This is a genomic window from Streptomyces sp. NPDC005955 (assembly GCF_042871255.1).
Classification (GTDB): Bacteria; Actinomycetota; Actinomycetes; order Streptomycetales; family Streptomycetaceae; genus Streptomyces.
On the sequence record NZ_JBIAIF010000015.1, the window covers coordinates 172,677 to 192,410 of the forward strand.

The following is a 19,734-nucleotide window of genomic DNA, read 5'->3' on the forward strand; positions in this document are numbered from 1 at the left end:
CCGGGCGTCGGCGGGCGCCGTCGTGGTCAGGGACGCGGCACGGCCGGTACGGGTTGACCGACCTCCGCGGCCCGGTGCGGCGGGGGCGCCGGGCGTCGGGCGGGGCGCGACGGGCGCCGTCGACGGGCGCATCAGCCGCGCCTCCTGACGGTCCGTCGGGCGATGTGCCGGGCGTCGAGCCCGGACAGTCCGCGCACGGCGACGTACGCCTTCTCGTGGCCGGGCAGCGAGACCCGTCCGCGCAGGACGGCCTCCGGCTCGCGCTCGATGCGGTCGAGCAGACGGCGGTAGATGCCAGCCATGGCGGCGACGCAGGCGCCGCTGCGGCGGTCCAGCAGGGGCAGCAGTTGGTACCCCTCGGCGAAGAGGGCGCGGGCGCGGCGCACCTCGAAGTGGATCAGGCCGGTGAAGTCGCCGCCGGCGGGGGGCCGTGGCCCGTCGAAGCCCTCGGAGCAACCGAACTTGGCGAGGTCCTCGGCCGGCAGGTACACCCGGCCGTTCCTGGCGTCCTCACGAACGTCCCGCAGGATGTTGGTGAGTTGCAGGGCGAGACCGAGGGTGTTGGCGTACTCGGGGGCGCGCTCCACGCCGCGCGCGCCGGGCTCGGTGCCGAACACCCCGAGGGAGAGCCGTCCGATGCCTCCCGCCACGCAGCGGCAGTAGACCTTGAGGTCGTCCCAGGACTGGTAGGTCTCGCCGTGGACGTCCAGGAGGACGCCGTCGATGAGTTCGTCCAGCGCCTCCAGGGGGATCGGGAAGGCGCTCGCGGTGTGGCTGAGGGCGACCGCGACGGGGTCGGTGTCGTCCTCGTCGACCGCGCCGTCCCGGATCCGGGACAGCAGGGCGCGCGTCTCCTCCAGGCGGAGTTGCTTGACGTCCGCGGCGAGCGGGCCGTCGCCGATGTCGTCCACGCGCCGCGAGAACGCGTACAGCGCGGACATGGCGCGGCGCCTGGCGGTCGGCAGCAGCCGGATGCCGTAGGCGAAGTTGCGGGCCTGCTGCCCGGTGACGGTCTCGCAGTAGCTGTATGCGGCGAGTACCGGCGCGGACACGCGCGGCTCTTGCTCCACGGCCTGGTTCACCCCTCTCCTCGCAGTGTGACGCCCACCTCGCGCAGGAGTTGGACCTTGGTGGGCTTGGGGGGCCCGGGAAGCACGTCGTAGGAGGCGTCCTTGAGGGCGCGGACGGCCGCTCTGCCACCCCCCACGAAGCCGGCGAGGAGGAGCCTCAGCCGGCCGCGGACGCTGCCCACCAGGGCGGTCCCCTCGGCCAGCAGGGAGTGCGCGCGTTCCGCTTCGTAGGCGACGAGTGCGCGGACCGAAGCTCCGGCGGAGCGGGCGGCGAGGTCGTCCTCCCGGACGTGGAAGCGCGCCAGGTCTTCGGCGGGCAGGTAGATCCGGTCGCGGGCGAGGTCCTCGGCGACGTCCTGGAGGTGCTCGACGATCTGGAGGCCGGTGCACACGGCGTCGGAGCGGCGGACGCGCTCGGGGGTGGAGGTGCCGGTGACGGCGAGGACGAGCCTGCCGACCGGGTTGGCGGAGAGTTCGCAGTAGGCGAGCAGGTCGTCGTGGGTCGCGTAGCGGCTGACGAGTTGGTCCTGCCGGTTGGCGGCGATCAGCCCGCGGAAGGGTTCGGGGTCGAGGCGGTGGCGGCGGACCGTGGGCACGAGGCGCTGGAGCAGCGGGTGGCGGGGGCCGTCCGAGGCCGGCGCGAAGACCCGGCGCAGATCGTCCTCGAAGGCGTCGAGGAAGACGAGTCGGTCCGCGGCGTCGGCGGGGGCGAGGCCGAGGTGGCGGGCGTCCGCGCCGCCGGGTGCCAGGTCTCCGTCGCCGATGTCGTCCACCAGGCGCGCGTACCCGTACAGCGCCATGAGGTCGGTCCGCCAGGCCCGCGGCAGGAAGAAGGGGGCGACGGGGAAGTTCTCGTGCGCGGCCTTGTCCAGGGTGTGCAGGGCCGTGGCGTCGGTGACGGGACGGGGGCGGCGCTCCGCGGGCGCCGGGGCGCCGGCGCGGGCCGCGGGGGGCCCGGGGCGGGACGTGCTGTGCATGGGCGTCCTCTCGGCTTCCTTCACCGCGCGCCGCCCGGTGAGGAGACTGCGGAAGCGTCGCGGAGCCGGAGACTCTCCGTAGCCATTGCCGTCACATCTCCGTTCTACACTACCGACCTAAAACATCCTCTTTCGGACACACCGCCCACACGATTCGCAGCGGGGGTGCCGGGGGGCGTTGACCGCGGTCTCCCCGGTTGCCGTGAGTCAGGACCGGTCCAGCTTACGTTGTACGGCGTGGAAGCGTCGGCCCGGGCTCCCGCACTCCAGAGGAACGAACCGGCCCTCCCCCAGGTTCCGACCAGGGCGCACTTCCACCGAACGTCAGGGCCTGCCCGCGGCAGGGAAGTTGGACCCGGCACATGACGGGACCCCGTCCGGAGGCTCCGGCGGGGTCCGTTCGTGGTGCCAGGGTCCGCCCGGTGGGGGCGGCGGGTCGCGGAACGGGAAGTCGGCTACTTCCCGGTGAACTTCTCGTACTCCTTCAGGACGTCCGCCGTCGGACCGTCCATCCGCAGTTCACCGCGCTCCAGCCACAGCACCCGGTCGCAGGTGTCGCGGATGGACTTGTTGTTGTGGCTGACCAGGAACACCGTGCCGGCCTCCTTGCGCAGTTCCCGGATGCGGGCCTCGGACCGCTTCTGGAAGCTGCGGTCACCGGTGGCCAGCGCCTCGTCGATCATCAGGACGTCGTGGTCCTTGGCCGCCGCGATGGAGAACCGCAGGCGGGCCGCCATTCCCGACGAGTAGGTACGCATCGGGAGGGTGATGAAGTCGCCCTTCTCGTTGATGCCCGAGAAGTCCACGATCTGCTGGTAGCGCGACCTGACCTGCTCACGGGACATGCCCATGGCGAGACCGCCCAATATGACGTTGCGCTCACCGGTCAGGTCGTTCATCAGGGCCGCGTTCACCCCGAGCAGCGAGGGCTGGCCGTCGGTGTAGACCTTGCCGCGCTCGGCGGGCAGCAACCCGGCGATCGCCCGCAGCAGGGTCGACTTGCCGGAACCGTTGGAGCCGATCAGGCCGATCGCCTCGCCGCGGTAGGCGATGAAGGACACCCCGCGCACCGCGTGCACCTTGCGCACGCCGCGCTCCTCGCCGCGCCGGATGATGCGGCTGAGCGCCGAGGTGGCGCTGCCCTTGCCGGTCTTCGCACCGTTGACCCGGTAGACGATGTGCAACTCGTCCGCGATCACGGTGGGGCGCAGGGCGCCCCCGCTCTGCTCAGCCACGACCGTACCGCTCCTCGGACTTCCAGAAGTACACGAATCCACCGACGGCCACCAGGACCGCCCAGCCCAGCGCGAGGGCCCACACGTGCGACGGCAGGTTCTCCGAGCCGTAGCCGTCGATGACCGCGAACCGCATCAGGTCCATGTAGACCGCGGCCGGGTTCCACTGGAGGACGTCAGCGATCCACGAGGGCTGGTCCTTCAGCATGACCGGGATGGAGAACATCACGCCCGAGGCGTACATCCACGTCCGCATCACGAACGGCATCAGCTGCGCCAGGTCCGGGGTCTTGCTGCCGAGCCGGGCCATGATCAGGGCCAGTCCGGTGTTGAAGAAGAACTGGAGCACCAGGGCCGGCACGATCAGCAGCCACGACAGGGTGGGGTAACTGCCGCAGGCCACGGCGACGGCGAACACCACGAGCATCGAGAACAGCAGCTGCTGGAGCTGCTGGAGCGCGAAGGAGATCGGCAGCGAGGCGCGCGGGAAGTGCAGCGCCCGGACCAGGCCCAGGTTGCCGGAGATGGCCCTGACCCCGGCCATCACGGAGCTCTGGGTGAAGGTGAAGACGAACACCCCGGTGACCAGGAAGGGGATGTACACATCCATCTCCATGCCCCGGCTCGCCTTCAGGATCATCCCGAAGATCAGGAAGTAGACCAGCGCGTTCAGCAGCGGCGTGACCACCTGCCAGAGCTGGCCCAGTTTGGCCTGGCTGTACTGCGCGGTGAGTTTGGCCTGCGAGAACGCCAGGATGAAGTGGCGCCGCCCCCAGAGCTCGCGGACGTACGCCGCGAGTCCGGGGCGGGCACCGCTCACGGACAGTCCGTGCTTGGCGGCCAGTGCCGCCGGGGAGAGCCCGTCATCGGGCGACGGGGGCGCACTCACCGCGACACCGCCGTCATGCGTTGTCTCACTCACAAGTGGAAACTTTCGTCTTCAAGAGATGAGCTGCCTGGCCGGACACGGGCGAGTGCCGGCTGCCCTCCGGGGGTGAGAGCACGGCCGGAATGTTCTCAGACCCGAGCTTGTCAGATCACCGGGGGACGACCCAGCCGGGTCAGTCGCCACACGGTACGCCACTTCATCGGACGCCGGGGACCGCACGGTCCGCCCCAGCCCTCCCGGAACCCGCCGAACCACGCCTTGAGGGCGGGCCCGGAGGGACGGCGGGCGAGGGTGAGCGACAGCCACACCCCTAGGTACAGGGGAACCAGGGGCGCGGGCAGGTTGCGGCGGGCCAACCAGACCCGGTTGCGGGCCACCATCCGGTGGTAGACCGCATGCCGCGACGGTGCGGTCGTGGGGTGGTGCAGAACCATGTCGGAGCGGTAGTCGATCAGCCAGCCGCCGTCGAGGGCCCGCCACGCGAGGTCGGTCTCCTCGTGGGCGTAGAAGAACTCCCCCGGCAACGGGCCGACCTCCGCGAGGACCCGGGTGCGCACCGCGCTCGCGCCACCGAGGAACGTGGTCACGCGGGAGGAGCGCATCGGGTCCGAGGCCCGCAGGCGCGGGACGTGCCGGCGCTGGGTGACCCCCGTGTCGGGGTCCGCGATCCGGAAGCTCACGATCCCGAGCCGGGGGTCCTCGGCGAACGCCCGGCGGCACAGTTCCGCGGTGTCGGAGCGGGGCAGCAGCCCGTCGTCGTCGAGGAACAGCAGCACGTCGACGTCGCCGCCGGACGGACCGAACGCTTCGATGCCGATGTTGCGGCCGCCGGGGATGCCCAGGTTCTCGGGCAGTTCCACCGTGCGCACCCCGTCGGGCACCTCCGGCACCGGCGCACCGTTGCCGACGACGACCACCTCGATCGGATCGCCGTCCTGCTCGGCCACCGACCTCAGGAGGGCGCGCAACTCGTCGGGGCGGTTGCCCATGGTGATGACGACCGCGCCGACCTTGAGGGGGGTGCTCACCTGCGGCCTCACTTCAGCCGGCTGGAGGCCAGGATGGACACCAGGTGCAACAGCGTCTGGAGCAGGGCGATGCCCGCGAGCACGGCGATGCCGAGCCGGGTCCAGAACAGGTCCCCGCCGATCGTGTCGAGGATCGCCACGACCAGGATGAACAGGCTCGCCTCGACCCCGCCCACCAGCCGGTGGAACTTCAGGGCGGCGGCGGCCCGACGGGCCAGCGCGAGCCCCGAGGAGCGGGGCGTGGCCGCCTCGTCCTTGACGGCCGGCAGACCGCTGCGGGACCGCGCCACGTCGACCAGGTCCGTCTCGGCCTTGATCAGGATCGCGCCGAGCGCGGCCAGGGTGCCCAGGAAGGCCCACAGCCACTCAGGACCGCCGTCGCCGAACGCGTCGGCGCCGCGGATGCCGAAGCCGACGAGGAGCGCGGCCTCGGAGAGGTAGTGGCCGACGCGGTCCAGATAGACGCCCGTGATGGAGGTCTGGCCCCGCCAGCGGGCCACCTCTCCGTCGACGCAGTCCAACAGCAGGTAGAGCTGGATGAGGACCGCCCCGAGCAGCGCCCCGGTCAGCCCGGGCACCAACAGCGCCGCGCCCGCCAGCACGCCCGCCACGATCATCAGGTACGTGAGCTGGTTGGGCGTGATCCTGGTGTTCACCAGGTAGGGGTCGCAGCGCAGCGAGATCTCCCGCATGTACAGGCGTCCCGCCCAGTGCTCACCGCTGCGCCGGTCCTTGACCCCTTCGGGGTGCACGACCGGGCGGAGTTCAGCTACCGATGGCCTTGGCATAGTCGGCGTATGCGTCCTTGATCTGGTCGGTGTTCAGGTCGAGGTGTTCGAGGATGGTGTAGCGACCCGGCCGGGTCTGCGGGGCGAACGCCACGGCCTGGACGAACTCGTCCACGCTGAAGCCGATGTCCCCCGGCACCACGGGCAGTCCGTGACGGCGCAGCACCTCGGCCATGTGCCCGGACTCCTCGTGCGCGCCGCGCAGGTGCATGGCGAACGCGGCGCCCAGACCGACCTGCTCGCCGTGGCTGGCGGCCCGCTTGGGGAAGAGGAGGTCGAAGGCGTGGTTGATCTCGTGGCAGGCGCCGGAGGCGGGACGGGAGTCGCCCGCGACCGACATGGAGATGCCGGTGAGGACCAGCCCTTCGGCGAGCACCTGGAGGAACCCGTCGTCGCCGACCCCGCCGGGGTGGCGCAGCACGGCCTCGCCGGCCTGCCGGGCGATGGCGGCGGCCAGGCCGTCGATGGACTCGCCGGTCTCGCGGTGGGCCAGCTCCCAGTCGGCGACGCAGGAGATGTTGGAGACGGCGTCACCGATGCCGGAGCGGACGAACCGCACGGGGGCCTCACGGACCACGTCGAGGTCGATGACGACCGCGATCGGGTTCGGCACCCCGTACGAGCCGCGGCCCGCGTCGTTGTCCAGGGTCGCGACCGGGGAGCACAGCCCGTCGTGCGCCAGGTTCGTCGCCACCGCGACCAGCGGCAGGCCGACCCGGGCGGCGGCGAACTTGGCACAGTCGATGATCTTGCCGCCGCCGAGGCCGACGACGGCGTCGTAGCGGCCCTTCTTCATGGCGTCGGCGAGCTTGACCGCGTCGTCCAGCGTGCCGCCGTCCACCGGGAACCACTCGGCTCCCGGCAGTGCGGGTTCCAGGCGCTCCCGCAGCCGGGCGCCCGATCCGCCGCTGATGGCGACGGCGAGCTTGCCCGACGTGGAGATGCGCTGGTCCGCGAGGACCCCGACGAGGTCGTCGAGGGCACCCGCACGGATGTCGACGACGAGCGGCGACGGGATCAGGCGGGTCAGTACTGGCACGCGATCTCACGCCCCTTGGCGAGGTCGTCGTGGTTGTCGATCTCGACCCACTTGACGTCGCCGATGGGGGCGACGTCCACCTTGAAGCCGCGGTTGACGAGCTCCTGGTAGCCGTCCTCGTAGTAGAGGTCGGGGTCCCGCTCGAAGGTGGTCTTCAGGGCGTCGGCCAGCTCGGCGGCGGCCTCGCCCTCGATGAGGGTGACGCCGATGTACTCGCCCGTCGCCTCGGCGGGGTCCATCAGCTTGGTGATCTTCTGGACGCCCTTGGCGGGGTCCACGACGACCTTCATCTCCTCGTCGGCGAGCTGCTTGACCGTGTCGAGGGCGAGGATGATCTTCTTGCCCTCGCCGCGGGCGGCGAGCAGGGTCTTCTCGACCGAGACGGGGTGCACGGTGTCGCCGTTGGCGAGGATCACCGTGTGGGCGATGGAGTCACGACCGCACCACAGGGAGTAGGCGTTGTTCCACTCCTCGGCCTTGTCGTTGTCGATGAGCGTCAGCTTGAGGCCGTACTTCGCCTCCAGGGCCGCCTTGCGCTCGTACACGGCCTCCTTGCGGTACCCGACGATGATCGCGACCTCGGTGAGCCCGATCTCGGCGAAGTTGCCGAGGGTGAGGTCGAGGACGGTGATGCTGTCCTCGGCTCCTTCGGGGCCCACCGGCACGAGGGCCTTGGGGAGGGTGTCGGTGTAGGGGCGCAGACGCCGTCCGGCGCCGGCCGCCAGCACGAGGCCGATCATGCGGGTTCTCCTTCATCGTGTACGGCGGGTGCTCCGGAGGAGACCCAGAAGCGGATGCTCTCGACGAGCACCACGAGTGCCACGGCCACGGCGACGGCCGTGAGCAGGGCGGTGAAACCTGTGTTGCCGAGCAGGGCGGCAGCGAGGGCGACCAGGAGGACCCTGCCCTCCTGCCCCCCGATCGCGCGCACCAGCCAGCTCGGCGGCGCGCCGGTGCCACCGCGAATGCGGTAGACCGTGTCGTAGTGATGGTAGGCGACGGCCGCCACCAGCCCGAAAGCAGCGGGCAACGCTCCGTTCACCCCCGACTGGGCGGCCAGGGCCAGCACGGTCCCGTACTCCGCGGCGCGGAAGAACGGCGGCACCAGCCAGTCGAGGGGGCCCTTCAGCGGGCGGGCGACCGCGAGGCCGGAGGCCACCACATACAGGCAGGCGGCGGCGACGGGCAGCCAGCCGCCGAAGTCGGTGAGGAGGGCGCTCGCCACGACGGCCGCGCCGCCGAGCAGCGCGACGGCGGGCGGCGCGAAGGACGGGAGCCGTCGGGCGATCCCCCGGGCCGCCGTGGCGACGGCCTCGGCGAGGACCGCGGTGTCGGCGAGTTCGTGCAGGGCCCGGGCGGCCCGGTCGCTGCGGACCGCCTTGCGGGTCAGCGAGCGCAGGACGCGCCCGGCGGTGGTGTAGCAGGCGGCGAACGCGCAGCCCACGATCAGCACGACCAGGGTGATCCGGGGGGTGGTGACCGCGGTGAGCACGGCGATCAGGGCCCAGCGCTCCCCGATCGGCAGCACGATCATGCGGCGCACCCAGACCGTCCAGCCCACGCTGTCGAGGCGGTCGGAGAGGGCGGCGGTGGGGCTGGTGTTCGCGGTGGCGTCGTGGTTGGCCTCGGTGAAGGCGAAGTCCACGACGTGGCGGCAGGTCTGGAGGACCATGGCGCCGAGCGCGAGGGCCCACACGTCGTCGCCGCCGCGGGCGGCGCCGAGGGCCAGTCCGGCGTAGTAGGCGTACTCCTTGGCCCGGTCGAAGGTGGCGTCGAGCCAGGCTCCGAGCGTGGAGTACTTGAGGGAGTAGCGGGCGAGCTGTCCGTCGGCGCAGTCGAGGACGAACGAGAACAGCAGCAGGGCGCCGGCGGCGACGAATCCGCCCCGGGTACCGGTGGCGGCACAGCCCGCGGCTATCAGTGCGGTGATCAGGGACGCGGTGGTGACCTGGTTGGGGGTCAGTCCGCGGCGGGCGCACCAGCGCGCCAGGTAGCGCGAGTACGGGCTGATGGCGTAGGTGGTGACGAACCCGTCCCGGGACTTCACCGCGGTCCGCAGGCGGACGGCCTCGTCGTCGACGGCGGCGACGGCCTGTCGGGCCTCGTTGCGGGTCTGCGGGTCGGCGGGGACGACGGCGACGAGGGTGCCGAGTTCGGGCCGGTGCACCGGGGTGCCCGCGGCCTCGACGAGTTCGGCGGCCCGGTCGGGGGCGGTGCGCTCGGAGGTCAGGGCGGTGCCCGGCCCCCCGGTGGCGGCCCCGGCGTCCGCCGGGGGCGTCTCGCCACCGGCACCTGGGGTGCTCTCGCGCACCGCGCGGTCGAGGGCGCCCCGGGCGGCGGGCTGCGCGGTGACGGCGCCGGGGACGGCGGCGACGGGGAAGCGGGGGTCCGTGAGGGCGAGCCGCAGCGCGTGGAGGTGGCCCACGAAGCGGCTGTCCACGAGCGCCACCCGCTGCCCGGCGGGGGCGGCGGCGAGCAGCGCGGGGACGTCGGCCGCCTCCTCGGCGACCCGCACGTCGAAGCCGAGGTCCCGCAGATCGCCTTCGAGCGACGATCCCGGGACCGGCCGGCCGGTGAGGATGGCGGTCGACAGAGGAACTCACTCCCTGGGTTCCGGCCCACTGGCGCCGGACGTGTGCATAGGTGAGGGCGCGCCCCGGGACCGGGGTCGGCCGGGCGGCATGTCGGCAGAGGCTATCGGATGCGTACCCATGGGTGTTCACCACCCGTTCACGGCCCGATCAGCACGGTCCACCGCCCCCGCGCCGCCGCGATCATCATTGTTGATCAGGAGCGGTATCACAAACCGCCGGGGGCGGGGGGCTCCCCGGTGGGCCGCCGCGGACGGTCCGGCGACGGGGGGCGGTGGCGCGGGCGCGCCCGCGCCACCCCCGATGTACGGGTGCTCGACCGCCGCCGCGCGGCCTGCCGGGAGGAAGCGGGGCAGGGGGCGCGGACGGGTCGCGGACGGGTCGCGGTGCCGGGTCGCGCAGCTAGCTGCGGACGGCTTCACGGGCCGGTCGAAACCTCTGCATTCGATCTTGTCGGCGCTCTGACCTGCGCTTCGTTTTCGCAGGTCAGAGCACATGACAACGGTGTTCAGTGCCGTGTTGCCAGATACCCCCCACCCGTAGTTGACTGAAACGCGGAAAGGGCACCGACCACCACATCGAAGGATGGTTTTCATGGGGGCAGGGCACGATCACGGGCACACCCACGGCGCACCCCTGACCGGCACGGCCGCAGCCGCACACAGAGGGCGGCTGCGGATCGCACTCTCGATCACGTTGACGGTGCTGGTGATGGAGATCATCGGCGGCGTCGTCACCGGATCGCTGGCACTCGTCGCGGACGCCGCCCACATGGCCACGGACGCGGTGGGGCTCGGCATGGCCCTGCTCGCGATCCACTTCGCCAACCGCCCGCCGAGCGTGAACCGCACCTTCGGGTTCGCCCGGGCGGAGATCCTCGCGGCGCTCGCGAACTGTCTGCTGCTCCTCGGAGTCGGCGGCTACGTGCTCTACGAGGCGATCCAGCGGTTCATCACGCCGACCGAGACCGAGGGCGGGCTGACGGTCGTCTTCGGTCTGATCGGCCTGGTCGCGAACCTCGTCTCGCTGTCCCTGCTGATGCGCGGCCAGAAGGAGAGCCTCAATGTGCGGGGCGCCTTCCTGGAGGTCCTGTCGGACGCCCTCGGCTCCCTGGCGGTCGTGATCTCCGCACTGGTCATCATGTCCACCGGGTGGCAGGCCGCGGACCCGGTCGCCTCGCTCGTCATCGGCCTGATGATCATTCCGCGGACGGTGAAGCTGCTGCGCGAGACCCTGAACGTGCTGCTGGAGTCGGCGCCCGAGGGGGTCGACATGGACGAGGTCCGGTCGCACATCCTGGGACTGGAAGGGGTCGAGGAGGTGCACGACCTCCACGCCTGGACGATCACCTCCGGGATGCCCGTGCTCTCGGCGCACGTGGTGGTCAGCGAGGAGGTCCTGAACCGAACGGGGCACGAGAGGATGCTCCACGACCTCCAGCACTGCCTCGGGGACCACTTCGACGTCGCGCACTGCACGTTCCAGTTGGAGCCCGGCGGGCACGCCGCGCACGAGGCGAGGGTGTGTCACTGACCCGCCGCCGCAGGTGCTTCGGGGAGCCCGGTCCCGCCGATCGGGCTCCCCGTGCGGGGTGCGGAACCGGGCGTCCGGGGGGAACTGGTGCGCTAGTGGGCCGGCGGGCGTTTCCCCCCGCAAGGGGCGGGAAGCGAGTCAGGTAGCCGATCGCCCCGGGCGTCCGGAACCGTTGCGTGACGTGCCCGGACGACGGGCCCGCGGCACGCGGCGGAGGTCTTCGATGCCGGAAGTGTCGGTGATATGCGGCAGACTTGACGTGCGAGGACCGAAGCGAAGGATGGGTATGCCGATCACACCTGCGAACGCGGAGCACACCGCGCCGGGCACCACCGCCGAAGCGATCATGCTGGAGCTGGTCGACGAGGACGGCGCCACCATCGGCACGGCCGAGAAGCTCTCCGCCCACCAGGCCCCGGGGCAGTTGCACCGGGCGTTCTCGGTGTTCCTGTTCGACGAGCAAGGGCGACTGCTGATCCAACAGCGCGCGCTCGGCAAGTACCACTCCCCCGGCGTCTGGTCGAACACCTGTTGCGGCCACCCGTACCCGGGCGAGGCCCCCTTCGCGGCGGCGGCCCGTCGCACCTTCGAGGAGCTGGGGGTCTCCCCGTCCCTGCTCGCCGAGGCCGGGACCGTCCGCTACAACCACCCGGACCCGGCGTCGGGGCTGGTGGAGCAGGAGTTCAACCACCTGTTCGTCGGGATGGTCCAGCAGCCGCCGCGGCCGGACGACACCGAGGTCGGGGACACCGCCTTCGTGACGTCCGAGGAATTGCTGGCGCGGCACGAGAAGGACGCCTTCTCGGCCTGGTTCATGACCGTGCTGGACGCCGCGCGACCCGCCGTCAGGGAGCTGACGGGCCCGTCCGCGGGCTGGTGAGCCACGGGGGTGGTCCGGCCGGAGGTCGGACCACCCCCTCCACCCCGTGCACCCGATGCAGCACGCGCATCAGGTGCACCTCGGGTGACCGTCAGTACCGTGCGACGCGGCGGGCGGGGACCGTCAGCGGCCCGAGCGGCAGGGCGGCCCAGATGACCTTGCCGCCGCTCGGCGTCTTCTCCACGTCGCAGACGCCACCCGCCTCCCGGGTCACCTCCCGGACGAGCAGCAGCCCGCGGCCGCCGGTCTGGCCGTGATCGGCCTCCAGGGCGGTCGGTCGATAGGGGTGGTTGTCCTCGACGGACACCCGCACCCACTCGGCGCCGACCGCCAGCTCCACGGTGAGCAGTGGGGAGAGCACCGCGGCGTGCTTGACGGCATTGGTCGCCAGTTCCGAGACGATCAGCAGCAGCCCCTGGAGCAGTTCGTCGGAGACCGGCACCCGTTGCCTCAGCAACAGGTCGCGGACCGCCCGGCGGGCCCGGGGTACCGAGGCGTCCGCCGCCGGGGCCTGGAAGCGCCACACGCCCTCGTACGGCAGGGGGCCGGGGACGGTGCCCGGTGACGCTCCGTGGCCGGATACCGGGAGCGGTCCGGAATCCCGCCTGCCAGCACTGTCCATCGTCCGGTCGCCGCCCTCGCGCTCGATTGTCTCCACACGTCGAGTGTTAGGAACGACCGGGCCCACACCGGATACCTGACCAAAAGTCAGCAACTATCGACGCATTGTGACCGATCACGCTTGAGCGCGTCGGCGCGCATGACCACCGCTGACCCGATTTGCCGCGTTCGGACGCTCTTCAGGTTGTACGCGCCAGGGCGCTTCCCCGGTCGCCCCGGCGTCGACCCCGGGCGGCGCCCCTCGCGGCCCGGTTAGCCCGTGGTCCCGGGCGGCCGGTCGTCGTGCCGTCCGCTGCCCGCCGCGGGTTCCTCCGGTCCGGCCAGGGTGTCCGTCACCAGGCCCACGATCTGGCGCCCGCCGACCCCGGTGGCGATCAGTCCCAGTCCGTCGAAGAACAGGGCCAGCGAGAAGAAGCAGCCGATGACGTACACGCTGCTGCTCGGCCACTCCGCGAGGACCAGTACCCCCAGGAGCACGCCCAGCGCGCCCTGCACCAGCGCCCAGCCGAGCTGCGGGCCGCGCGCCACCAGGGCTCCGACCAGCCGGAACAGTCCGCCCGCCAGGAGCAGCAGGGCGGCGAACATGGTCAGGGTCGCCGCGGCCACGTCCGGCCGGCGCAGGATCACGACGCCGGCGGCCAGGTACAGCGCGGCGATGAGCACCGCGGGCCAGAAGTAGCTCTCGTGTCGCGACTGGACGGCGTGCACCAGCCCGATGACCCCGCCGATCAACAGCAGCCAGCCGAACAGGAGCATCGACGTCAGCGTCGCCACGCCGACGTAGACCAGACCGACCACTCCGGCGATGACGAGCAGGATTCCGAGGACCACCAGGCCCGTGAACCCACGCCGCAGCTTCTTGACCTCGGTACGGGGCGTACTCATCGGCGCCTCCCAGGGCCTGCGCGCCCCCCACTGATGATCGTACGTTCGGCCGGTGCAGATAGCATCCGTTCGCATGGAGCCTCAGTTGCCGTACGGAGTGACCGACGGGGTCGCCACCATCGTCATCTGCCAGCCCGCGAAGCGGAACGCCATGACCGAGGAGATGTGGCGGTCCCTGCCGCCGATCCTCGACGAGCTGGCCGTCGACCCCGCGGTACGGGCGCTGGTACTCACCGGCGCGGGCGGAACGTTCTGCGCCGGCGCGGACATCTCGACGCTGAGCGGGCCGCCCGGGACGGTGGACGCGACCCAGGAACTCTCGGTGCGGGCCGAGGAAGCCCTCGCCGCCTTCCCCAAGCCGACGCTGGCCGTCGTGCGCGGGCACTGCGTGGGGGGCGGCTGTCAGCTCGCCGCCGCCTGTGACCTGCGGTTCGCCGACGAGGGCGCCCTGTTCGGGGTCACTCCGGCGAAGCTCGGCATCGTCTACCCCGAGTCGTCCACCCGTCGCCTGGTCTCCCTGGTGGGGCCCGCCACGGCGAAGTACCTGCTGTTCTCCGGGGAGCTGATCGACGCGGCGCGGGCCCTGCGCACCGGGTTGGTGGACGAGGTGTGGGCACCGGACGCGCTGGACGCGCGGGTCGCCGAGTTCACGGAGGTCCTCACGGCGCGCTCCCAGCTGACCCAGGCGGCGGCCAAGGACTTCGCGGCGGGTCGCTCGGACCGGGCCGAGCACTGGGCCGCGCTGGCCCGCGGCACCGGGGAGACCGCCGAAGGGGTCGCCGCGTTCCTGGAACACCGGCCGCCCCGCTTCCCCTGGCCGCCCCAGCCCGTCGCGTAGGGACGGACCCGGCCCCGGACCCGACGGGCGGGGACGGCCGTCGCTCGCGGGCCTGCGTGAGCCGGGACCCCCCTGTGTGCCCCGGCGCACGCTGCTACCGCTCGGACCTGCTGCTCAGACCTGCTGACCGGCCCTCGCGCGCCACTCGGCGACCAGGTCGGCGGGCGCCTTCTCCGGGGAGCCGGCGTCGTAGGGCGGCTGCGGGTCGTACTCCAGGACCAGCTGGACCGACCGCGCGGCGCGGTCGCCCGCGATCTTGCCCACCAGGGTGAGCCCCATGTCGATGCCCGCGGACACCCCCGCGGCCGTCACGTACTTCCCGTCGAACACCACGCGCTCGGCGCTCGGTTCGGCGCCGACGGCCCGCAGGCGCTCCCGCTCCAGCCAGTGCGTGGTGGCGCGCCGACCGGTGAGCAGACCGGCCGCCCCGAGGATCAGCGAGCCCGTGCACACCGAGGTGGTCCAGGTGGTGCCGCGGTCGACCGACCGCAGCCACTCCAGGAGCACGGCGTCCTCGGTCTGCGGGCCGACCTCCGCTCCGCCCGGGACGACGACGATGTCCGGGGTGGTGACTTCCTCGAAGGTGCGGTCGGCGACCAGCGCCAGGCTGCCCGAATCGTTGCGGACCGGGCCCCGGGCCGCGGAGACCAGGACGGTCTCGGCTCCGGGGAGGTGCTGGAGCGTCTCGTAGGGACCCACGACGTCGAGGGAGGTGAAGCCCTCGAACAGGACGACGGCGATCTGCATGGCACAGCCTTTCGGTCGATGACGTCGAGGACGTCGATGACGGTAGGTGACGGTCGGTCACGGGGGTGGGTGGTCGGAGGGGTCAGGCGGCAGGGCGGAAGCGACGGCGGTAGTCGGTCGGAGGGGCACCGAGGGTGCGCACGAACGCACGGCGCAGCGCCTCCGGGTTGCGGTAGCCGCTGCTGCGGGAGATCTGCTCGATCCCGTCCGTGGTCTCCTCCAACAGCCGTCGGGCGTGCTCGACGCGCACCCGCTCCACGTACCGGCCGGGAGTCATCCCGGTCTCCGCGTGGAACGCACGCGCGAAGTGCCGGGGCGACAGCGCGGCGCGGGAGGCGAGGGCCGCCACCGACAGGTCGTCGCCGGGGTGCTCGGAGACCCACCGCTGCACCTCGCGCAGCGGTGACCGGCTCGCGGTCTGGGCGGCGAGCTGGACGCTGAACTGGGCCTGGTTGCCCGGGCGGCGCAGGAACACCACCAGGTACCGGGCGATGGTCAGGGCGACGTCCCGGCCGTGGTCCTCCTCCACGAGGGCGAGCGCGAGGTCGATGCCCGAGGTGACACCGGCCGAGGTCGCCACCTTTCCGTCACGGATGAAGATCGGGTCCGGATCGACCTCGACGGCGGGGTGGTCACGGGCCAGGGAATCGCTGTGCGCCCAGTGGGTGGTGGCCCGGCGGCCGTCGAGGAGTCCGGCCTTCGCCAACAGGGCGGCCCCCGTGCAGACGGACACCAGGCGTTCGGCGCAGAGGCCGTAGCTCCGCAGCCACTCGATGAGCGGCGGATGCCCGGGCCGGGTGCCGGCGCCGCCGGGCACGACGAGGGTGTGCGGTACGGACGCCGTCGCCAGGTCCGTGTCCGGGACGAGGGTCAATCCGCTGGAGGTGCGCACCGGCAGGCCGTCCGCGGAGGCCGTACGGACGCGGTAGCCGAGGTTCGGGTCGCCCAGGGCGCGCGCCGCGCCGCTGAACACCTCCACCGGTCCGGTGAGGTCGAGGCTCTGCACCCCGTCGAAGAGGAGGACGAGAACGGTTCGCTGCGACATGTGATCGATTGTTCGCCGGAGTGGTCGATGACCGCAATGACGGGTGTCCCTCCTTTCCTGCCACGGCCCGAGCCGAGGCCCCGGTACCCCTTCCGCTACCTAATGACCGGTCAGTAACGTACGGCCATGGGTTCCCTCCCGGAGCGCGCCGCCCGCCGGTGCCACCACGTCCTCAATCCCCTCCACTCCGCGCACTACTTCGCCCCCGAGGCCTCCGCCGAGATGACGGCCCTCGGCTTCGAGGGCTGGCCGGCCACGTACTTCGCGCTGCGCTCGGCGGCCATGGGGCCGGTCGGACCGGGGCCGGTGACGGCCGCGTTCTACGTGTTCAGCCCCGCCCTGGTCGCCACCCACCTGCCCGGTGCGTGGCGCACCGCCGACCCCGCTGCGGTGCTCGCCGCCCGACTCCGCGCCGTGGACGCGTCCTCGCGGCGGCTGCTCGGGGCGGACGTGCTGGCCTCGCCGGAGATGGCGGAGGCGGCCGGGCTCGCCCTGCGGGCCGCCGAGGGGTGCGCCCCGCACGGCCGGGCCCTGTACGCGGCCCACGCCGGGCTGGAGGTCCCCGACGCCGCGCACCTCGCGCTGTGGCACGCCTCGACCCTGCTGCGCGAGCACCGGGGCGACGGGCACGTGGCCGTCCTGCTCGACCTCGGGCTCGACCCGGTGGAGGCGATGGTCAGCCACACCGCGACCGGCAAGGGCATGACGCCGAAGTGGGCCACGGGTTCACGGGGCTGGCGGCGCACCGACTGGGAGGCGGCGGGCGAACGACTGCGCGCCCGGGGCCTGCTCACCGCGGACGGGGAGCTGACCGGTGCGGGACGCGCCCTGCGCGCGGAGTTGGAGGAGCGCACCGACCGACTGGACAGCGCCCCCTACGCACACCTGGGCGAAGCCGGTGTCGCACGGTTGACCGAACTCGCCGGAGGCTTCGCGCGCACGGCGCTGGCGGCGGGCGCGTTCCCCGCCGACGCCTTCGGCAAGGGCTGACCCGCCGGGCGGCGGGGGCGGCCCGTCCCACGGCGTGCCCGATGCTCGCCCTGCGGGCCCGCCGCCGCCGTAACCTGCCACAATTGCCGCGCAACCCCAGTGGAGAAGGCGGTACGGGAACGTGACGACACCCCTCGTAGGGTCCATCGAAGGCAGGATCGCCGAGGAACTCGGCGTGCGGGAGCGGCAAGTGCGGGCCGCGGTCGAACTGCTCGACGGCGGTTCGACGGTGCCCTTCATCGCCCGCTACCGCAAAGAGGCGACCGAGTCGCTGGACGACGCCCAGCTGCGCACCCTGGAGGAGCGGCTGCGTTATCTGCGCGAGCTGGAGGAGCGGCGGAGCACGATCCTCGACTCGGTGCGCGAGCAGGGCAAGCTGACGGAGGTGCTGGAGGCGTCGATCCGGGCCGCCGACACCAAGGCCCGCCTGGAGGACATCTACCTGCCGTTCAAGCCGAAGCGGCGGACCAAGGCGCAGATCGCCCGGGAGGCCGGGCTGGAACCGCTCGCCGACGGCCTGCTGGGCGACCCGTCGGTGGACCCGACGGCCGCCGCCACGGCGTTCGTGGACGCCGACCGGGGCGTGGCCGATCCGCAGGCCGCCCTGGACGGGGCCCGGGCGATCCTCACCGAGCGGTTCTCGGAGGACGCGGACCTCATCGGCGAGCTGCGGGAACGCATGTGGACGCGCGGACGGGTCCAGGCGAAGGTCCGGGCGGGCAAGGAGGAGGCGGGCGCGAAGTTCGCCGACTACTTCGACTTCGCCGAACCGTTCACGGAACTGCCCTCGCACCGGGTCCTCGCGATGCTGCGCGGGGAGAAGGAGGAGGTCCTCGACCTCGTCCTGGAGCCGGAGGAGCCGCAGGACCCGACCGCCGCCCCGGTGCCCACCTCCTACGAGCAGGCGATCGCCTCCCGGTTCGCCATCGCCGACCGGGGCCGCCCCGGGGACCGCTGGCTGAAGGACACGGTCCGCTGGGCCTGGCGCACCCGGGTCCTGGTGCACCTCGGGATCGACCTGCGGCTGCGGCTGCGGACGGCCGCCGAGGACGAGGCGGTCCGGGTCTTCGCCGCGAACCTGCGGGACCTGCTGCTGGCCGCCCCGGCCGGCACCCGGGCGACCCTCGGGCTCGACCCCGGTTTCCGTACCGGGGTGAAGGTCGCGGTGGTCGACACCACCGGCAAGGTCGTCGCGACGGAGGTGATCCATCCGCACGTGCCGCAGAACAAGTGGGACGCGTCGCTGGCCGTGTTGGCGAAGCTGGCCCGGGAGCACGCGGTGGAGCTGATCGCCGTCGGCAACGGCACCGCGTCCCGGGAGACCGACAAGCTGGCGGGTGACCTGATCACCCGGCACCCCGAGCTGAAGCTGACCAAGGTGATGGTCTCCGAGGCCGGCGCCTCGGTGTACTCGGCCTCGGCGTTCGCCTCGCAGGAACTCCCGGACATGGACGTGTCGCTGCGCGGCGCGGTGTCCATCGCCCGCCGGCTCCAGGACCCGCTGGCGGAACTGGTGAAGATCGACCCGAAGTCCATCGGGGTCGGCCAGTACCAGCACGACCTGTCCGAGGTGAAGCTGTCCCGCTCGCTGGACGCGGTCGTCGAGGACTGCGTGAACGGCGTCGGGGTGGACGTGAACACGGCGTCGGCGCCGCTGCTGGCCCGGGTGTCGGGGATCAGCTCCGGGCTCGCCGAGAACATCGTCTCGCACCGCGACGCCCACGGTCCCTTCCCCGCGCGGACGGCGCTCAAGGACGTCGCCCGGCTCGGGCCGAAGGCGTACGAGCAGTGCGCGGGCTTCCTGCGCATCCGCGGCGGGAGCGACCCGTTGGACGCCTCCAGCGTGCACCCCGAGGCGTATCCGGTGGTGCGGCGGATGGTGGAGCGTTCCGGCGGCCCGGTGACGGCCCTGATCGGGGACCGTGCCGCGCTGCGCTCGCTGAAGGCCGCGGACTTCGTGGACGACACGTTCGGGTTGCCGACGGTCTCCGACATCCTGCGGGAGTTGGAGAAGCCGGGGCGCGACCCCCGGCCCGCGTTCCGGACGGCGACGTTCAAGGAGGGCGTGGAGAAGCTCGGCGACCTGGTCGCCGGGATGGTCCTCGAAGGGGTCGTGACCAACGTGGCGGCGTTCGGCGCGTTCGTGGACGTCGGGGTGCACCAGGACGGTCTGGTCCACGTGTCGGCGATGTCGAAGACGTTCGTCAAGGACCCCAGGGACGTCGTGAAGCCCGGGGACATCGTCAAGGTGAAGGTCCTGGACGTCGACGTCCCGCGCAAGCGGGTCTCCTTGACGTTGCGGCTGGACGACGAGGCCGCGGCGTCCCAGGGCGGGGGCCAGGGCGGCTCCGGTCGGGACGCGGGTCGCGGACGCGGCGGCGCGGGCGGCAGTGGCGGTGGCGGCGGCGGTCGGAAGGCACCGCAGCCCCGGCAGGGGCGGAGTGCTTCGCCGCAGGGCCGGGGCGGGTCCCGGCAGGCGCCGCCGCCCGCGAACAGCGCGATGGCGGACGCACTGCGGCGCGCCGGTCTGCGCTAGCCGGTCCCCGTACGGGGGCGCACGGGCGTGGTCGGGGGGCGG

The 19,734-nt window shown here is 72.5% G+C and carries 18 protein-coding genes; 5 read left to right on the plus strand and 13 right to left on the minus strand.

All coding sequences use genetic code 11. The features are described from left to right. Positions 1-131: 131 nt before the first annotated feature. The 9 genes from hpnD to ACFYOU_RS28920 all read right to left on the minus strand — a co-directional run bounded on the left by hpnD (position 132) and on the right by ACFYOU_RS28920 (position 9,619). The gene (gene hpnD / locus ACFYOU_RS28880) at positions 132-1,082 is read right to left on the minus strand and encodes a presqualene diphosphate synthase HpnD (protein WP_391309643.1); all 951 of its coding nucleotides are present in this window, start codon (positions 1,080-1,082) and stop codon (positions 132-134) included. Further along, positions 1,079-2,047, minus strand: a complete 969-nt coding sequence (gene hpnC, locus ACFYOU_RS28885) for a squalene synthase HpnC (RefSeq protein WP_391309644.1) — start codon at positions 2,045-2,047, stop codon at positions 1,079-1,081. The genes hpnD and hpnC overlap by 4 nt, the downstream gene beginning before the upstream one ends. Positions 2,048-2,502: 455 nt before the next feature. Then, a complete protein-coding gene (locus ACFYOU_RS28890) occupies positions 2,503-3,282 on the minus strand; it encodes an ABC transporter ATP-binding protein (protein ID WP_389770706.1) in 780 nt (259 codons plus the stop codon). After that, positions 3,275-4,204 carry an ABC transporter permease gene (locus tag ACFYOU_RS28895; protein ID WP_391309645.1) on the minus strand — a complete coding sequence of 310 codons (930 nt, stop codon included), beginning with the start codon at positions 4,202-4,204 and terminating at the stop codon, positions 3,275-3,277. The genes ACFYOU_RS28890 and ACFYOU_RS28895 overlap by 8 nt, the downstream gene beginning before the upstream one ends. A 110-nt stretch (positions 4,205-4,314) precedes the next feature. Beyond that, on the minus strand, positions 4,315-5,199 hold the full coding sequence (locus tag ACFYOU_RS28900; protein ID WP_391309646.1) for a glycosyltransferase: 885 nt from the start codon (positions 5,197-5,199) through the stop codon (positions 4,315-4,317). An 8-nt stretch (positions 5,200-5,207) separates the two neighbouring features. Beyond that, complete coding sequence (locus tag ACFYOU_RS28905) at positions 5,208-5,987, minus strand: CDP-alcohol phosphatidyltransferase family protein (RefSeq protein ID WP_391309647.1); 780 nt, start codon at positions 5,985-5,987, stop codon at positions 5,208-5,210. After that, on the minus strand, positions 5,965-7,026 hold the full coding sequence (locus tag ACFYOU_RS28910; RefSeq protein WP_391309649.1) for an iron-containing alcohol dehydrogenase: 1,062 nt from the start codon (positions 7,024-7,026) through the stop codon (positions 5,965-5,967). The genes ACFYOU_RS28905 and ACFYOU_RS28910 overlap by 23 nt, the downstream gene beginning before the upstream one ends. Next, positions 7,014-7,766 (minus strand): sugar phosphate nucleotidyltransferase, encoded by a 753-nt coding sequence (locus ACFYOU_RS28915; protein WP_385761276.1) that lies wholly within the window; start codon positions 7,764-7,766, stop codon positions 7,014-7,016. The genes ACFYOU_RS28910 and ACFYOU_RS28915 overlap by 13 nt, the downstream gene beginning before the upstream one ends. Next, a complete protein-coding gene (locus ACFYOU_RS28920) occupies positions 7,763-9,619 on the minus strand; it encodes a DUF5941 domain-containing protein (RefSeq protein ID WP_391309708.1) in 1,857 nt (618 codons plus the stop codon). The genes ACFYOU_RS28915 and ACFYOU_RS28920 overlap by 4 nt, the downstream gene beginning before the upstream one ends. Before the next feature lie 592 nt (positions 9,620-10,211). Here ACFYOU_RS28920 and ACFYOU_RS28925 point away from each other — a divergent pair. Further along, a complete protein-coding gene (locus ACFYOU_RS28925; RefSeq protein WP_391309651.1) occupies positions 10,212-11,150 on the plus strand; it encodes a cation diffusion facilitator family transporter in 939 nt (312 codons plus the stop codon). Positions 11,151-11,436: 286 nt separating this feature from the next. Beyond that, positions 11,437-12,030 carry an isopentenyl-diphosphate Delta-isomerase gene (idi, locus tag ACFYOU_RS28930; protein WP_389770725.1) on the plus strand — a complete coding sequence of 198 codons (594 nt, stop codon included), beginning with the start codon at positions 11,437-11,439 and terminating at the stop codon, positions 12,028-12,030. Positions 12,031-12,121: 91 nt separating this feature from the next. Here the strand turns inward: idi and ACFYOU_RS28935 are convergent, their stop codons facing one another. Next, positions 12,122-12,652 carry an ATP-binding protein gene (locus ACFYOU_RS28935; protein ID WP_391309710.1) on the minus strand — a complete coding sequence of 177 codons (531 nt, stop codon included), beginning with the start codon at positions 12,650-12,652 and terminating at the stop codon, positions 12,122-12,124. A 251-nt stretch (positions 12,653-12,903) separates the two neighbouring features. Beyond that, positions 12,904-13,536: a DUF308 domain-containing protein gene (locus tag ACFYOU_RS28940; RefSeq protein WP_391309652.1), complete on the minus strand. Its 633-nt coding sequence runs from the start codon at positions 13,534-13,536 to the stop codon at positions 12,904-12,906. 73 nt (positions 13,537-13,609) lie between these two features. On the opposite strand from ACFYOU_RS28940, the gene ACFYOU_RS28945 reads away from it, so the two are divergent. Then, positions 13,610-14,374 (plus strand): enoyl-CoA hydratase-related protein, encoded by a 765-nt coding sequence (locus ACFYOU_RS28945; RefSeq protein WP_391309653.1) that lies wholly within the window; start codon positions 13,610-13,612, stop codon positions 14,372-14,374. A 114-nt stretch (positions 14,375-14,488) separates the two neighbouring features. Here the strand turns inward: ACFYOU_RS28945 and ACFYOU_RS28950 are convergent, their stop codons facing one another. Next, complete coding sequence (locus ACFYOU_RS28950) at positions 14,489-15,121, minus strand: DJ-1/PfpI family protein (RefSeq protein WP_391309655.1); 633 nt, start codon at positions 15,119-15,121, stop codon at positions 14,489-14,491. 82 nt (positions 15,122-15,203) lie between these two features. Then, positions 15,204-16,166 (minus strand): DJ-1/PfpI family protein, encoded by a 963-nt coding sequence (locus ACFYOU_RS28955; RefSeq protein WP_391309656.1) that lies wholly within the window; start codon positions 16,164-16,166, stop codon positions 15,204-15,206. Positions 16,167-16,292: 126 nt separating this feature from the next. On the opposite strand from ACFYOU_RS28955, the gene ACFYOU_RS28960 reads away from it, so the two are divergent. Beyond that, positions 16,293-17,156 (plus strand): hypothetical protein, encoded by an 864-nt coding sequence (locus ACFYOU_RS28960; protein ID WP_391309657.1) that lies wholly within the window; start codon positions 16,293-16,295, stop codon positions 17,154-17,156. Positions 17,157-17,277: 121 nt separating this feature from the next. Then, complete coding sequence (locus ACFYOU_RS28965; RefSeq protein ID WP_391309658.1) at positions 17,278-19,692, plus strand: Tex-like N-terminal domain-containing protein; 2,415 nt, start codon at positions 17,278-17,280, stop codon at positions 19,690-19,692. The last annotated feature ends 42 nt before the right edge of the window (positions 19,693-19,734 follow it).

Bases quoted from the DNA above. Each gene is read 5' to 3' on its own strand.
- ACFYOU_RS28925 (WP_391309651.1), top strand. From the start codon at position 10,212: ATGGGGGCAGGGCACGATCACGGGCACACCCACGGCGCACCCCTGACC.
- idi (WP_389770725.1), top strand. From the start codon at position 11,437: ATGCCGATCACACCTGCGAACGCGGAGCACACCGCGCCGGGCACCACC.
- ACFYOU_RS28905 (WP_391309647.1), bottom strand. From the start codon at position 5,987: ATGCCAAGGCCATCGGTAGCTGAACTCCGCCCGGTCGTGCACCCCGAA.
- ACFYOU_RS28935 (WP_391309710.1), bottom strand. From the start codon at position 12,652: ATGGACAGTGCTGGCAGGCGGGATTCCGGACCGCTCCCGGTATCCGGC.
- ACFYOU_RS28945 (WP_391309653.1), top strand. From the start codon at position 13,610: ATGGAGCCTCAGTTGCCGTACGGAGTGACCGACGGGGTCGCCACCATC.
- hpnC (WP_391309644.1), bottom strand. From the start codon at position 2,047: ATGCACAGCACGTCCCGCCCCGGGCCCCCCGCGGCCCGCGCCGGCGCC.
- ACFYOU_RS28940 (WP_391309652.1), bottom strand. From the start codon at position 13,536: ATGAGTACGCCCCGTACCGAGGTCAAGAAGCTGCGGCGTGGGTTCACG.
- ACFYOU_RS28915 (WP_385761276.1), bottom strand. From the start codon at position 7,766: ATGATCGGCCTCGTGCTGGCGGCCGGCGCCGGACGGCGTCTGCGCCCC.
- ACFYOU_RS28950 (WP_391309655.1), bottom strand. From the start codon at position 15,121: ATGCAGATCGCCGTCGTCCTGTTCGAGGGCTTCACCTCCCTCGACGTC.
- ACFYOU_RS28960 (WP_391309657.1), top strand. From the start codon at position 16,293: ATGGGTTCCCTCCCGGAGCGCGCCGCCCGCCGGTGCCACCACGTCCTC.
- ACFYOU_RS28955 (WP_391309656.1), bottom strand. From the start codon at position 16,166: ATGTCGCAGCGAACCGTTCTCGTCCTCCTCTTCGACGGGGTGCAGAGC.